Annotated in this window: 11 protein-coding genes and 3 pseudogenes; 5 read left to right on the top strand and 9 right to left on the bottom strand. The window is 37.9% G+C overall.

Annotated features, from left to right (window positions below; translation table 11 throughout):
* Positions 1-50: 50 nt before the first annotated feature.
* The 3 genes from dkgB to H5186_RS22855 form a co-directional block, all read right to left on the bottom strand.
* Entirely contained in the window at positions 51-878 is an 828-nt protein-coding gene (gene dkgB / locus H5186_RS13750; protein WP_182794588.1) for a 2,5-didehydrogluconate reductase DkgB, read from the bottom strand.
* Positions 879-1345: 467 nt separating this feature from the next.
* A complete protein-coding gene (locus H5186_RS13745) occupies positions 1346-1570 on the bottom strand; it encodes a hypothetical protein (protein WP_182718951.1) in 225 nt (74 codons plus the stop codon).
* On the bottom strand, positions 1567-2088 hold the full coding sequence (locus H5186_RS22855) for a BON domain-containing protein (RefSeq protein WP_220496391.1): 522 nt from the start codon (positions 2086-2088) through the stop codon (positions 1567-1569). The genes H5186_RS13745 and H5186_RS22855 overlap by 4 nt, the downstream gene beginning before the upstream one ends.
* A gap of 169 nt (positions 2089-2257) precedes the next feature.
* Between H5186_RS22855 and H5186_RS13735 the strand changes: the two genes are divergently transcribed.
* Complete coding sequence (locus H5186_RS13735) at positions 2258-3079, top strand: PRC-barrel domain-containing protein (protein WP_182794587.1); 822 nt, start codon at positions 2258-2260, stop codon at positions 3077-3079.
* 109 nt (positions 3080-3188) lie between these two features.
* On the opposite strand, the gene ampC is transcribed toward H5186_RS13735, so the two are convergent.
* Positions 3189-4352, bottom strand: coding sequence for a class C beta-lactamase (ampC, locus tag H5186_RS13730; protein ID WP_182784664.1), 1164 nt, complete (start codon positions 4350-4352; stop codon positions 3189-3191).
* 662 nt (positions 4353-5014) lie between these two features.
* Here ampC and H5186_RS23390 point away from each other — a divergent pair.
* A pseudogene (locus tag H5186_RS23390) lies at positions 5015-5215 on the top strand (transposase); the annotation flags it as partial.
* 189 nt (positions 5216-5404) lie between these two features.
* Here the strand turns inward: H5186_RS23390 and H5186_RS23095 are convergent.
* Together H5186_RS23095 and H5186_RS13720 are read right to left on the bottom strand one after the other, a co-directional pair.
* Positions 5405-5539 (bottom strand): hypothetical protein, encoded by a 135-nt coding sequence (locus tag H5186_RS23095; RefSeq protein ID WP_257326201.1) that lies wholly within the window; start codon positions 5537-5539, stop codon positions 5405-5407.
* A 261-nt stretch (positions 5540-5800) separates the two neighbouring features.
* On the bottom strand, positions 5801-7357 hold the full coding sequence (locus H5186_RS13720) for an EAL domain-containing protein (RefSeq protein WP_182794586.1): 1557 nt from the start codon (positions 7355-7357) through the stop codon (positions 5801-5803).
* 156 nt (positions 7358-7513) lie between these two features.
* Between H5186_RS13720 and H5186_RS13715 the strand changes: the two are divergent.
* From H5186_RS13715 to H5186_RS13705, 3 genes and pseudogenes are all read left to right on the top strand, one after another.
* Positions 7514-7712: pseudogene (locus tag H5186_RS13715) on the top strand (IS3 family transposase); the annotation flags it as partial.
* 20 nt (positions 7713-7732) lie between these two features.
* Positions 7733-7901: pseudogene (locus tag H5186_RS13710) on the top strand (IS3 family transposase); the annotation flags it as partial.
* A 341-nt stretch (positions 7902-8242) separates the two neighbouring features.
* On the top strand, positions 8243-9238 hold the full coding sequence (locus H5186_RS13705; RefSeq protein ID WP_182740499.1) for a LacI family DNA-binding transcriptional regulator: 996 nt from the start codon (positions 8243-8245) through the stop codon (positions 9236-9238).
* On the opposite strand, the gene H5186_RS13700 is transcribed toward H5186_RS13705, so the two are convergent.
* Genes H5186_RS13700 through H5186_RS13690 form a run of 3 tightly spaced genes read right to left on the bottom strand, consistent with a single transcriptional unit; the run spans position 9210 to position 13821 of the window.
* Entirely contained in the window at positions 9210-10424 is a 1215-nt protein-coding gene (locus H5186_RS13700) for an oligosaccharide MFS transporter (RefSeq protein WP_182794585.1), read from the bottom strand. The genes H5186_RS13705 and H5186_RS13700 overlap by 29 nt on opposite strands.
* A 60-nt stretch (positions 10425-10484) precedes the next feature.
* Positions 10485-12497: a glycoside hydrolase family 32 protein gene (locus H5186_RS13695; RefSeq protein ID WP_182794584.1), complete on the bottom strand. Its 2013-nt coding sequence runs from the start codon at positions 12495-12497 to the stop codon at positions 10485-10487.
* A complete protein-coding gene (locus H5186_RS13690) occupies positions 12484-13821 on the bottom strand; it encodes a sugar porter family MFS transporter (RefSeq protein WP_182761300.1) in 1338 nt (445 codons plus the stop codon). Before H5186_RS13690 ends, H5186_RS13695 begins: the two co-directional genes overlap by 14 nt.
* Positions 13822-13854 lie beyond the last annotated feature (33 nt).

Genomic DNA, 13854 nt, shown 5'->3' with positions numbered 1-13854 from the left:
TTCCTTTGCATTAAAAAGTGCAGACTCACTGCACTTTATATTGAACACGCTTAAAACGTGTCTTGATCCCACTGCGGTGCAAAACTTGGGGTTGCTTGACGGTCGCCGCAATCGAGAGCATCAATACGCGCAATGTCTTCTTCATCAAGTTTTACGGCTTTATCATTAAAGTTATCTTCAAGATTTTTACGCTTAGTTGATGACGGAATGGTCGTCATACCCTTGGCGTTTACCCATGCAATAACCACTTGTGCAGGGCTTGCATCATGCTTCTTAGCAATATCAATAATGGTATGATCGTTTAACACTTTACCTACCACAAATGGCATATAGGCGGTGACATGAATGTCATGCTGCTGACAAAAAGCACGTAACTTGGTATTGGTTAAATAAGGGTGTACTTCTATTTGGTTGGTGAATATTTCACGTGAGTCCAGTGTTTGCATGGCTTCTTTTAAATTCGCAATAGTGAAGTTCGATACACCAATATGCTTAGTTAATCCAAGCTGCTTTGCCGTTAATAACTCAGTTAAATACTCGCTCATTGGTTCATCGTTTGATGGCGCAGGCCAATGGATCAACAATAAATCGACAGAATCGAGTTGCAGCTTGTTAAGAGACTCTTTCTCACTGGCGATAAAATCGCTTTTATTCAGTTTGTTATTCCACACTTTGGTGGTAATAAATAGCTCGTCTCTAGGGATATTGCTGTCTTTTATCGCTTGGCCAACTTGCTCTTCATTGCCATAAATCTGTGCGGTATCAATATGGCGAAAGCCAACTTCTAATGCCATTTTTACAGATTCATAAGCTGTTTTTCCTTCTAAGCGGAATGTCCCCATGCCTAAGTCTGGCATTTCAATTACACGTTGTGTCATAACTTTATCCTTATAAAAATAATCGGTTTAAATACAAACTTATTAGATTTCTAACCTAAGTTTTTCGAAATACACCTGTTACTTTGTTCATTTAAAATTTTTGACCTCGTAAAAGGTATGAGGCCATTAACCTTAGTTTCAAGGGCTAGAGCCTGTTTATCTTTCACAGTTACTTTTACATCCGTATGTTTGGTTTTTAGATAAGGCAGTATTAATGTAGGTAGAGAGCCAGAATAAAGTGCGGAAGTTTTACTTAATTTTTTACTTAACCCATCAGATTACAAACCTAGCATGGTGATTAAATAGCTTGTAAATTAAACAATCTTCAACCAGAGAGGTAACCGGCCCTAGCACCTAATAATTATATTTATAAATGACCGCTTTATAAAAAATTGAAAGTGCATCTCTCAAGGCCGCTATTTTCAACACTGTTAGCGCTGAAAGTAGTGGCTCAGAGTCGATTTATTCTACTGCGCTTTAGGGCGTGTTGACCTTTGTGGATTATTTTCGTTTTCGATCTGTTGCATTAGCGAAAACATTTGCCGCATTTTTGGTTCCATATGCGATGTTTCTTTATCATGCATCATCTTGCCCATCATCATATGGTGTTCGCCTTCGCGTTCATCTTCTTGGGCAACTGCTGTAACAGCAAAAACAGCGGTTATAACCCCCACGATTAGATATCCTTTCATAACGAACTCCTTTTCACAGTCAGTTCATCATGAATAGCATGCGTACCTTCAGCACCTTTGGCAATTAACATTGCTGAGTCAATTTGGCTTTGGCTATCAACAATACCAATTAAACGCACATCGCCTTTATTCGTAATGACTTCGATATTAAATGCTCTGAGAATAGGATCATTCATTAAAGCCATTTTAACGTTTGTAGTTACATCGATATCTAAAACATTGTTAGCCACCGTACTTTTTGGCGGCTTTTCTGCAGCAATTTCTGAGGATTTATAGCAACCAGTTAATTGTGAAACCATCAGTATTGCAATAACACATAGTATTTTTGAAAAGTATTTATCCATTAGGATATCCTCAGTATTAAGTGGAGCGATCACCATCGGCGGTAAAGTGTATTCTTCACTACCTACCATCACTTTATTATGTAAGAGGCTAACGTTCTGTTCGTTATCGAACTCAAAACAACTGTGTGTCAATAATAAAAAGCAGCGATTCATACTGGTCATTACTGCATTCATGTAATTAACTCGCTAATTTGGCTGTGTACTGCAGCGCACAGACAACCGCGGCAAATAAGCTAAAACTAAAGCGGTTCATTCAAATCATCGCCTAGTTGGCAACCTCAATATCAGCTCTAAAACACGCCAACACTTTATACTGTCGACCCCATTAAAAAGGATAACTACTATGTTACGTAGCATGAAAGATCTTGAAAATTGCGCTATCGCTGCTACCGATGGTGTGATCGGTAAAGAAAAATATTTTCTATTCGATGATTTAGCATGGGTGATCCGCTATTTTGTTGTTGAAACAGGTTCTTGGCTATCCAGCCGTCAGGTTTTGATCTCACCAATTGCGGTTCAAAAACCAAACTGGATAGAAAAAATTCTGCCTGTGTTGATCAGTAAAGAACAAGTTAAAAACAGCCCAACTATCGATAACGATAAACCCGTGTCACGGCAAAATGAGGCCAGCTTACTCGATTATTATGGCTACCCTTATTATTGGGTAGGCGAAGGATTTTGGGGAGGCGGTATTTACCCTTATTTATTGTACCGTGACCACCAACACCTCCCACATACAGAAGCAGGTGCACGCAGCGCACAACTAACTCACCATAATGTTAAAAGTGAAGATAATAAAAAAGCCGATCCAAATTTACGAAGTTGCAAAGAGGTTATTGGCTATCATATTAATGCAAATGATGGTGATATTGGTCATGTATCTGGATTATTAGTAGAAGAAACAACGTGGGCGGTGCGTTATCTGATCATCGATACCAGTAATTGGTGGGGTGGACATAAAGTGCTCGTGCCACCAGAGTGGATCAGCGAAGTATGCTGGCTCGACAAAACCATCAGTGTTGATCTCAACCGCCAAGTAATAAAAGATGCGCCAGAGTATGATTATAACTTGCAAATAACTCCCGAGTTTGAAACAGCTATATATCAACATTACGAACTAGCGGGTTACTGGGACAAACTAGCAAAAGCGAAAAAGGATTGCTGAAATGATCGGCTTTCAAGTAATGCCTAGCGAAAAAAATTTGGCAAAAAGTCATATTCAATAAATAAAAAAACACCACTCACTAAACTAATGAGTGGTTTTTTATTCTTCGTTATCTGCTGATAACTGAATCTAAAATCGCATAGGCGGCTTTGACCCGTTCTACGTTGGGGTAATATTTGTTTGCTAACATAACAATTCCAGCATTTTTTGCCGGAATAAATACAATATATGCGCCAAACCCATTTGTTGAACCTGTTTTATTGATCCAGCCATTATGCAAAGCTACTTGAGGAGAATTATTAATATCGATTGGTTGAGGTTGTGTAATGGTTTCAACTGAATTTCCAGCTAACAGAGCAGCCAAGTTAGTTGGTAAAGGATACATTTCCCACGCTAGTCCTTGCGTGAAAGTGCTCGCTTGATAATAGCCCTTCCTAGTACTTTTCAAGGCCGTATTGATTTTATCATCGAGAGAGACTAACCCTAAATTCGCTTTAATAAATTGCACCATATCTGCACTAGTAGACTTAATGCCATATGCTTGTGCATCCAGCATACCGGGATTTACTCTCACAGCATCGCCTGAAGCATTATATCCAAATGCATAATCATTCATTTTATTTGCTGGGACATTAACAAACGTATTTGACATGCCTAACGACGGAAATATTTTAATTTCCAGAAACTGTGCATAATCAACTTTCATACTTAATGCAGAAACATAGCCAAATAAACCTATACTTGGATTTGAATAGAGTCGTTGTGAATTTTCAGCAAAGGTTGGCTGCCAAGATTTATAATATTGCATCATATCATCGTCAGTCTTAACATTATCAGGGAACTGTAAAGGCAGACCACCTGCTGTATAGGTAGCTAACTGTGTAAGTTTTGTGCTGCCAATAACGCTATTTTTCAACTCAGGTAGATATTTATCAACAGTGTCATCAAATGATAAAGTACCATTGCCTTGAGCATAACTCGCAAAGGTTGCAGCAAAGGTTTTACTGACCGATCCTAATTCAAACAGTGTATTCTGTGTTACTGCTTGGTTCTTTTCTTTATTCGCAACACCATAATTATAAAACTGTGACTTACCATCAACAATTATACCCACCGCTAAACCAGGAATTTGGTACTGCTGCATTAAGCGCTCGGCTTGCTTATCGACTGCTTTTCTCAACATTTGATTATTATTTTCAGCCCGAGCATCATTAGACATCACTATAGTTGCAGCTAAAGTAGTAATAACAAGCTTGTTTAAAATTATTTTCATTGTATCTCTCGTTAATGAATAAAATAGCCACGCCAGTGCAACCATATTGCAATAAAAACTCAACTCTCGGATTGAATTCTGGCGCCTGAGTTCATTCAAATATTGTAAATGGAGTATATTGATATTTAGCTTAACCTCGTTTTGAAAATGGTAGAGATGAGCATATTCAAGATCTACTCGTTCTAAATGCAAAAGTCAGCAAAGCCGCCGCTATTTTGTGAGTACGACTATTAATTTTTACTGAATTAAAATACGGTGTTGGTATTAAATTCTATGTTCATAGAAAATGAAATGCACAAATCGTCTTGATTTGAGCTTACTACTCCCAAAGCTCAAATAATTAAAGACGAAGAATATGGGTATGTTTTGCTGAATGATTTATATAAATGTGAAATTAATACAGCCAATGTTGTATGCAGCATAAATTAACAAACTAATACTTAGGTTATAGCAGAGGATTGCCTATTCTCTATGAATTATCGTGCGGAAATACACATGGTATAGTTCACACAGAGTCACTCGTAGCAAATTGTTCAACAAATAAAGTCGTTGTTGCTAACAAAGGCTACGATTGTAAAAAACTGAGAAAGTTGGTTCGTGATAACAACACGACACCCGTTATTCTACGCAAGGATAACAGTTTAATAGGTAATGAAGATATTGACTGATGCATGTACAAATATCGGCACTTGGTTGAGAATGCATTTGGCCGTATTAAGCAATATAGAAAGATAGCCACACGGTATGAAAAGCTTGCACGAAATTATCATTCAATGCTCGCTTTAGCATTTACGATGATGTGGCTACCAATGCGGGCTGATCAATATATGTACCACAAAGATCAACAGCCCCTAATGACATAGCGCTCTCAGTAGCCTTAAACAACAAGAATATGATCCCTCACCAACGAGTGAAGAACCACAAATAGTAGAGAACATCTATTATCTAGCTCCTTGTATATTTATCGAATCTACCTGTCGATAATGCCACTCAATCCTTAATTAAGTTCAAATAATGCTTTGCGAAAACTGGTTAGATAATTAACGACTCTATTATTTTTGCTGGGGTTTTCTGTATGATTTTTTCGTGTCAGGTTCTAAAGCTGCGCGCTTGCTTGCCGCTTCTTTTTTTAGTGTTTCAGCAGACTTTTTATCATCTACTTTTTTATCATGAGTTGGATTTTGCATAGTTGCCTCAGAGTTCTCGCCCCTCACGTTAATGTAAAAGGCCGAGATTTAAAGCCTAGTTTATAAAGCTCCCCAGCTCTGTGCGCTACAACACTTAAATACTATATTTGATTTGATTATGGTTACGGTTCAATTTTAAATTTAAAGCACCAGCTTTAGCTAAAAACCAGCACTACTTAAAAAGCATATTATTTGAGTCAGACATAAGTGTTCTAACCAAGTAAAGCCTGGTGAATGATCGGTTTCGCAATACCGCTTTATTTAAACTATTAATTCTTTCAATGCATCTAAAGGCAGCGCTTTATAAAAATACCAACCTTGAACCTGGTAGCATTTATTATACTTTTCAATGAATTCACACTGTTCTTTCGTTTCAACGCCTTCAAAAATAACAATACGATTAAGGTTCGTGAATAGTGCCATTATTGCCAGTAGCATATCTTTTTTCAAAGGATCAGTAATCGATTGAGTAAAAATACGGTCTATTTTTATGATATCGAAGTTAATTTCAGTTAACCAAACTAAATTTGAAACACCTGTGCCAAAATCGTCCAAGGCAACAGTAAACCCATAACGTTTAGCCTGCAAAGCAAAGTGTGACAACTCATTTAGTGGCAGTCCTATACGCTCAGTGATCTCAATTTTTATTTGTTTTTGGCTTATTTTATATAATTCGCATTGCTCATTTAAAAACGGTAAATACTCCGAACTTTGAATTTCAAAGGAGTTAACATTAATCGCAATACTAAAGTCATCTTTTTCTATAACAAAAGGCGACAACTCTTTAAATGCCCGCTGTACAGATGAAAATGCCATCGACGGATATAAATTTAACTGCTCAGCAATACTTAAAAATAACTCAGGTGAGACTTGCCCATGTACCGCATCTTTCCATCTAATTAAACATTCTACACCAATAATCTGCTTACTCTGGACCTCTAAAATTGGCTGATATTCTAAATAAATACTTTCATCTGCGATTGCATTACGTAATCGAAATTCAATCGAATTTGTTCTTTCTATGTATGAGATAAAAGAATAAATAATTAAAAAACTAATAACGCAAAGTAGTAAAAGTACTGCAGTCAGAGTCAAAGTGGAAAAAAATAGTAACCCAGGGCGATTATTAAGCACGCTAGCGCAATAGCCAAACTTTGTACTACAGCTTTTAACTTCTTGTGATAGTAAGTTAAATTCATTATCAAACTGAAATTCGGAGTCAAATTGATGGAAAACGTACAAACCATCAATAGAGGTTATGTTAAACGAAAAATCCTTATTTGCTTGATCAAAATATTTAAAAGGATCTTGAATTGTAAATGCAACGATACCGTTACGTTTTGCAATATCATATTTGGCATCAATAGGAAAAATCCCCTCAACTTTTTGCGCAAAATAAAAACCTGTATTGCCCTTAAAAAAATCAACATTAAGTTCAACAGGCTCTTTTAAAATGCCCCAATTTGCCGAACATATAATTCTATTTTGTTTAACTAAACCAACATCATGCGTGTAGTGGTAGTTAGTTAAAAGGATACGTAATTTATTTACAGTTTCTTCATCACAGCGTCGAGGGTTAATGGCTTCTGTCTGATAAATGGATTGGCTTATATCACTGGAGATTTCTTCGGCTTTACTAATAAGAGATTGCGTAAACTTTTTCTGATAAAGCATTTGTACATAGTTTGCGCCAAAATGGGATATACAAATTAAAAGCAGTAGCAAAAGCGGTAAAAAGAAAATTATTACACTTGGTTTTTCTTTAAAAGCTCTCAATGACATAGATTTTCCCTTGCAGTTAGCAACATTAATGATCATTTAATACCATTTAATTGTAACGTACGCTAGCAGCAACCCCCTACTATTAACTATTATTTAACAGCTGGCAGTTTGTTTGCGTATGAAAAGCTGAAATTATTGAGATACCCAAAACATAGTTGATCAACTGAAGTGGTCCCTGTCACTACTAAAGACTTAGGTATTCATGAATCGCAAATCTACGATTGGCATAATATGTTTCAGCAAAAGAAAAGCACGAGCCAACGTGAGGCCGAGCTAGCTGCTGAAGTAGCCAAACTAAAACGTCAACTAGCTGAGCAATCAGAGGACTTAGCCATATTAAAAAGGCTGCCACCTACTTCGCGAAGAATCAAAAATAAAGCGGTTCAAATTCGGTGAGCTGGTAAGTCAGCGAGTTTCTTCCACTCATTGAAAGTCGAAGCGATCCATGGCGAGCCAATTATGGATAGTAAAACAATGCGTCAAGCAGTATTTGAATACATTGAAGTTGATTAAAACAAAAAGGCATAGTGTTAATGACTATCTCAGCCCAGCCGCATTTGTACTAAAGAATATTGCTTAAGTTTTAGCGCCGGGGATCACTAACTTTCGTCAGCCTAACAAGATTTTTTAAAGTTCTGTCTAGTAATATATCAAACTCGATTCACTGTGACTGCTCAATCTATAATCTGATGAGCTAATGTTTTAAGCTATTATATCAACGCTTGGTATTACCTTTTCGGCTTACTAGGTTTAGCCAATGTTATTACATCATGAGTATAATTCGCCTCAATAACTTAAAAGTAAGCCTCTGAATAAGTTTATCTTTAGATAACAACGACAACTCAAACCTTAACAAAAACATATAAATAAAGTGCAATCTGCTGTTATACTGTTTTTAATCACAGAGGGTCTTATTCTAGTATGGTTACAATTAAGCAAGTCGCTGTCCACGCAGGTGTTTCATTCAAAACTGTATCGCGAGTGGTCAATAATGATCCAACAGTCAAAGATATTAACCGCGAGAAAGTTCTTAAAGCGATAAAAGAATTAGGCTATCGTCCTAATCGTGCGGCAAGTTTAACGCGACGTAAAAACTCCAACATTTACGCAATTATTGCTGATGAACTGCTTAGTGTTCCTTATACTTTTGATATTATTCGTGGTGCCCAAGAAATTGCGTGGCAGAAAAATAAAGAACTGTTGATCCTCAATGTTAACGAAACCCAAGCGAGTATAGACAGAGCTATAGAAAGCCTTTTAGAGTATCGCGTAGAGGGCGTTATATATTCAGCAATGTACCATCGCCAAGTTGTGGTAGCTGATGAACTAAAAAAAATACCAACAATTTTAGCTAACTGTTTTCCTGCTTCAAATAACTTTCCTTGTGTAGTACCTGATGAACAGCAAGCCGGTGAAGATATTACTGACGCGTTAATCCGTAAAGGCTATCGCCGAATTGCTTTCTTAAACTTAAATGAGCATATAGTTGCTGCCAAAGGCCGTAAACAAGGCGTTATAAATTCATTTAAAAAGCACGGCTTACCACTCGATGATTTACTCATTGAATCGGTGATTATTGGTCAAGCCGATGGTAGTGAGATTTCTACTTCGAGAGAGTCTGCAGCGCGAGTGATAGACGAGTTTAAACCTGATGCTATTATTTGTGGTCAAGACCCCATGGCGCTGGAAATTTACTTTGTTGTGCATGATAAAGGAATGATCGTTGGTAAAGATATTGGTATAGCAAGTTTTGATGATTGGGGCAGTATTCCACAATTATTACAACCGAATTTAACTACCATGGCATTACCCCATCATGCAATGGGACGTTGGGCAATGGAATACCTCATAGACCAGCGCACTGATATTGTTCACCACCACTTACCATTTAAACTAATTGCTCGTGATTCGTTTTAATTGCATCTGCCTTTAATGCAAAAAGCGATAATACAATAAACACACACACAACCAAACCCAAATATTGGTAGGCTAACGCAAAGCCTAAATGATCATATACAACGCCTACCGCGACGGCTAACATTGACGCCATCAATTGTGTAGTAAATTGAAAGCCAATGATATAGATCATGGCTGAATAACGAGCTTCAAAGTGTATGTTTATATATTTAAACAATGCAATTAACATTAGCGGTAACTCAATTGCATGTAACAATTTTAATACACTAATGCTGATAGAGTCATTAACAATCCCCGAGCAATATATTCGTATCGCCATCAATACACCACTTAACAGCAACGAGTTTTTAACGCCCAAATAATTCACCCATTTTACAGCTAAATACAAAGCAGCAGCCTCAAGGATAACTTGCGCTGAAGTTAAATAGCCAAAAAACTCTCGACCTTGCTCTGGGGTGTCAAAAAAAGAGGTGTAATAAATAGCAAATTGCTGATCAAATACCGCATAAATACAACTAACACCGATCACAAATACACTTAAACGCCACAATCCTGCGATTTTAAAAAATGCTGTAAGCTGTTTTACAGGAGAAAAAGTTCGAGAAGGCGCTATTTCGGGCTGATTTTTTGCGACCTTAACAAAGGCTAATAACCCCATTAAGCAAACCGCCGCAATGCTTGATAACCAATAATTTAAACTAGGGGATAAATTAAAGGATAAACCGGCAAAGTAGCTTGCCATGGCCCAACCTAGTGACCCCCACATTCGAGCTTTTCCAAATTCAAAATTCGTCGAGCGACTTTGTTTATCAATATAACTTTCAAGTGTCCCGACTCCAGCCAAAAATGCACATGAAAAAACAGCACCTCCTAAAATAGCAGCCAGATAAAACTGTGTTTGTAGTAAGGGTGCGTATACATAACTGACAAATGGACCAATCAACATTATAAAAAATGCAATGAAGTAAAGCAGTGTTTTTTGTAAACCGAGTTTATCTTGCAAAATGCCATAGCAAGGCATCACGAGTAAAGCCATGATGGAATTGATACTAAAGATGACCCCTACTTTAGCACTGTTGAGGCCTACTTCTTGACTAAGCCAAATAGGAAAAAATGAAAATGAAAAAGACCATGCCATAAAATAAATAAAGAAAATGGCGCTTAATAGCCGATAATTACTACTCATATATCGCATAGCCTTATAAAAAGTAAGCGACTCTATATTACTATAGAGTCGCTTCAAATGTTATTTTTCTATTGCTATATTGTTTAACTTTACGTCACTAAGCGACAAAGGCTGCTCAGCACTCACTTGTATTTTATTATAAGGAGAGGTTGGAAAAACAATCGAGGTCATAGAGCTAACCCCTTCATTTACAAATACTTCTACCGACGCTTTATCTACCCATATATCAACATCGTAATATTCAAGTCCTTTTTGTAATGGCGCAGTTTGTAAAGATGCAAAACCATCTTCAAAGTCTTTTAAACCCGACTGCCTGCGGTCAAGTATTAGTTGCCCTTGAGCTGGGTTTAGCTGCAGCTTAGTGTATTCGCCCGTATCAGAGCTAAGCACGATATCAGTAACTTGTTCAGAGTTCGCTATACTAAAGCTCACCTTAAATTGCCCGGGCTCAATTGTAAAAAGCTCATCTAACTGATAGCTATTTGCGCCAGTTAAGGTTGCCTTTTGTTGTGAGTTACTCAATAAACTATCTAACTCTTTAACCGGTTGAGATGCCAAACGCACGCCTGTTGGCGTTTGCAATAACTTTAATTCTCTGGGAATTGTCATTGCACTGCGCCATACCTCAGTGGGTACTTGATTTGCGTATTGCCAGTTACTCATCCACCCCATAAATAAGTGTCTACCGTCTTGAACATCAGAGAAAGTTACACCAGCATAATTATCTGTACCGTAGTCTAGCCATATTGAAGGTTCATACTTTTCTTTTGCTGCTTTATCAGAAAATACAATATCAGCGATTTTAATATGCCCCCAATCACCTCGTTCATTGTCTACCACTTTAATATAAGCTTGCTGACCTTTTAATTGACTCACGTTCCAAGAACGCTCAGTCAGTGTACCTGTATTATTTCCACTTGCGGTTTTAACTATCTCGCCATTAACTAACAACTGTATTGCGGTACTATTGTGAGGCTTTCCGCCTGCAATCTTGAAGTTAATGAAATCATGATCGATTTCAAATGATTTTGAGGTTAAGGTGCCAATTGCCTCATCCGAACCTTTAAAAGAACTGGCAATGGTATTTGCTGGTTGATCATTTACTATATGAAATGCTTCACCCGATACTTGCCAATTCTTTAAACCACTCTTAAAATTAGAGAAATCAAGTCCTTGAGGGAAAACGGCGGGTGTTGATGTAAGCATTTTTTGATAATCGCTATCAAGTACAAATTTTTCACCGTCAAAATCGCCAACAAAATATTGTGTACCAGAGCCGCCATTTGGCGCGCCAGGATTGATACTCACTAATAGAACATATTTATATTCGTCGGTGCCTTCAATACGCACGCGAATAAGATCTGGACACTCCCATACACCTGCGTGACTGCCCCAATCAGCGCCAAAGTTACTTTCAAATTGCCATGTTTTTAAATCTTTTGAGCTGTAAAAGCCAATATGATCATCTTGAGCCAATACCATAACCCATTGCTCGGTATCTTCATGCCAGCTTACTTTAGGGTCGCGGAAGTCGCGGATCCCAGGGTTTTTTAATACCGGATTATTAGCGTATTTTTTCCAAGTGCGGCCTTTATCGGTGCTATATGCTATGCCTTGCGTTTGAAAATCAATCGCTCCCTGTGCCGCCTTTTTATCATCGTGATAGGTAAATATAGCCACTAATGGTGGGTTTTCTTTACTGCCAAAGCCGCTGCTATTTTGCCAATCAACCACCGCACTGCCAGAGAAGATAGTACCGTGCTCATCAGGAAACAACTTAATTTCTTGATGCTGCCAATTAACCATATCTTTACTAATTGCATGTCCCCAATGCATTGGCCCCCATACCGATGAATCAGGATTATGCTGGTAAAACAGATGATATTCGCCTTGGTAGTAAACCATACCATTAGGATCGTTCATCCAATGCTTTTCAGGAGTAAAATGAAAAGCAGGTCTAAACGCCTCTTTGCTCGGTTTATCTGCACCCTTAAGGGCTGTTTGTTCAGTTGGGTTTGTCATGCTACATGCTGCCAAAAATGATGAAATTAAAACTAAATTAACGGTTCGCATCTAATGCTCCATGCTTATTATTGGTATCTAATGAAATTGCTTCTAAAGAACGTCCTTTTGTTTCTGGCATAAACCACGCAACAAAAATCAATTGCCCTAACATCATTAAAGTAAAGAAAGTGAATACTTCAGTGGCACTAAAACGTTCTAAGAAAAATGGCATAAGTAAAGTGATTGCTGCGGCAAAAAACCAATGCGTACCGGAGCCTAAAGACTGCCCTTTTGAACGTACTTTGTTCGGGAATATTTCTGCAATGAAGACCCAAATAACGGTACCTTGGCCAATGGCATGAGCGGCAATAAACACAAATACAAACGCTACAACCGTTAAGCCTCCAGAGTCAGTACTAAATGCCCACGCCACAACAGAGAGGGAAATAACGTAGCCAATTGAGCCGATATACATCAGCGAACGTCGGCCAAATTTATCAATCAACGATAAACCAAGCATGGTAAAACATAAGTTAACCACGCCAATTCCAGCGCCAGAAAGTAATGACTGATTTACATCCAACCCTGCAAGTTCAAATACGCGCGGTGCATAATAAATGATAAAGTTAATGCCAGATAATTGATTAAATGCGGCAAATAAAAATGCAAATAAAGCCGCCTTATTGTAACTACCACCAAATAGCTTTGATTGACTGTTTTGTAACTTGTCGCGTTCAATGTCATTTAATACTTGGTCTGGGTTTTGTTCACCTAAAGTCACTAAGATTGAACGCGCTTTAGTTTTCTCATTTTTCTTTTGCACTAACCAACGTGGGCTTTCAGGTGCCTTAATGATCATTAATAAATAAGCCAGAGCAGGTATTGCCTCCACACCTAACATTAAACGCCAGTCAATTGCAGATGTTCCTGCAATTAAAAAATTAGAAACAAACGCAACTAAGATACCAAATACAATTTGAAACTGATAAAGCGCAACCAAACGCCCACGGTACTTAGCAGGTGCAATCTCAGAAATATAAGCAGGTACAACAATTGAAGAAATGCCCACTCCCACGCCACCAATGAACCGTAATAAGGCGAAGCTATATGCGTCAGGTGCCATGGCGGAGCCAAGCGCCGAAATTAAAAACAACACTCCAACTAAAACTAATGTGGGTTTTCTACCCCACTTATCGCATGGGTAATTACCGGTTAAGGCACCCAGTAGTGTTCCCCATAAAGCTGAAGACATAATAAATAAGCCATGAAATAACGAGCTCGTATTCCATAACGCTTGAATAGGTTTATCCGCACCGGATATAACTGCTGTATCAAAGCCGAATAAAAAACCAGCAACGGCAACGGTGACTGACCAATAAATAATTTTTTTCATAATCACTCTTAAAACTTAACGATTAAAAGGTGG

The sequence above is a fragment of the Pseudoalteromonas sp. SG41-2 genome (genome assembly GCF_014164535.1).
In the GTDB taxonomy this organism is placed as follows: Bacteria; Pseudomonadota; Gammaproteobacteria; order Enterobacterales; family Alteromonadaceae; genus Pseudoalteromonas; species Pseudoalteromonas rhizosphaerae.
This window is presented reverse-complemented; position numbering and strand designations above follow the sequence as displayed.

What these genes read in the sequence shown, in the direction of transcription:
- H5186_RS13745 (WP_182718951.1), bottom strand. Translation starts at nt 1,570, where the DNA reads ATGAAAGGATATCTAATCGTGGGGGTTATAACCGCTGTTTTTGCTGTT.
- H5186_RS13690 (WP_182761300.1), bottom strand. Translation starts at nt 13,821, where the DNA reads ATGAAAAAAATTATTTATTGGTCAGTCACCGTTGCCGTTGCTGGTTTT.
- H5186_RS13700 (WP_182794585.1), bottom strand. Translation starts at nt 10,424, where the DNA reads ATGAGTAGTAATTATCGGCTATTAAGCGCCATTTTCTTTATTTATTTT.
- H5186_RS23095 (WP_257326201.1), bottom strand. Translation starts at nt 5,539, where the DNA reads ATGCAAAATCCAACTCATGATAAAAAAGTAGATGATAAAAAGTCTGCT.
- H5186_RS22855 (WP_220496391.1), bottom strand. Translation starts at nt 2,088, where the DNA reads ATGAATGCAGTAATGACCAGTATGAATCGCTGCTTTTTATTATTGACA.
- dkgB (WP_182794588.1), bottom strand. Translation starts at nt 878, where the DNA reads ATGACACAACGTGTAATTGAAATGCCAGACTTAGGCATGGGGACATTC.
- H5186_RS13695 (WP_182794584.1), bottom strand. Translation starts at nt 12,497, where the DNA reads ATGCGAACCGTTAATTTAGTTTTAATTTCATCATTTTTGGCAGCATGT.
- H5186_RS13705 (WP_182740499.1), top strand. Translation starts at nt 8,243, where the DNA reads ATGGTTACAATTAAGCAAGTCGCTGTCCACGCAGGTGTTTCATTCAAA.
- H5186_RS13720 (WP_182794586.1), bottom strand. Translation starts at nt 7,357, where the DNA reads ATGATCATTAATGTTGCTAACTGCAAGGGAAAATCTATGTCATTGAGA.
- H5186_RS13735 (WP_182794587.1), top strand. Translation starts at nt 2,258, where the DNA reads ATGTTACGTAGCATGAAAGATCTTGAAAATTGCGCTATCGCTGCTACC.
- ampC (WP_182784664.1), bottom strand. Translation starts at nt 4,352, where the DNA reads ATGAAAATAATTTTAAACAAGCTTGTTATTACTACTTTAGCTGCAACT.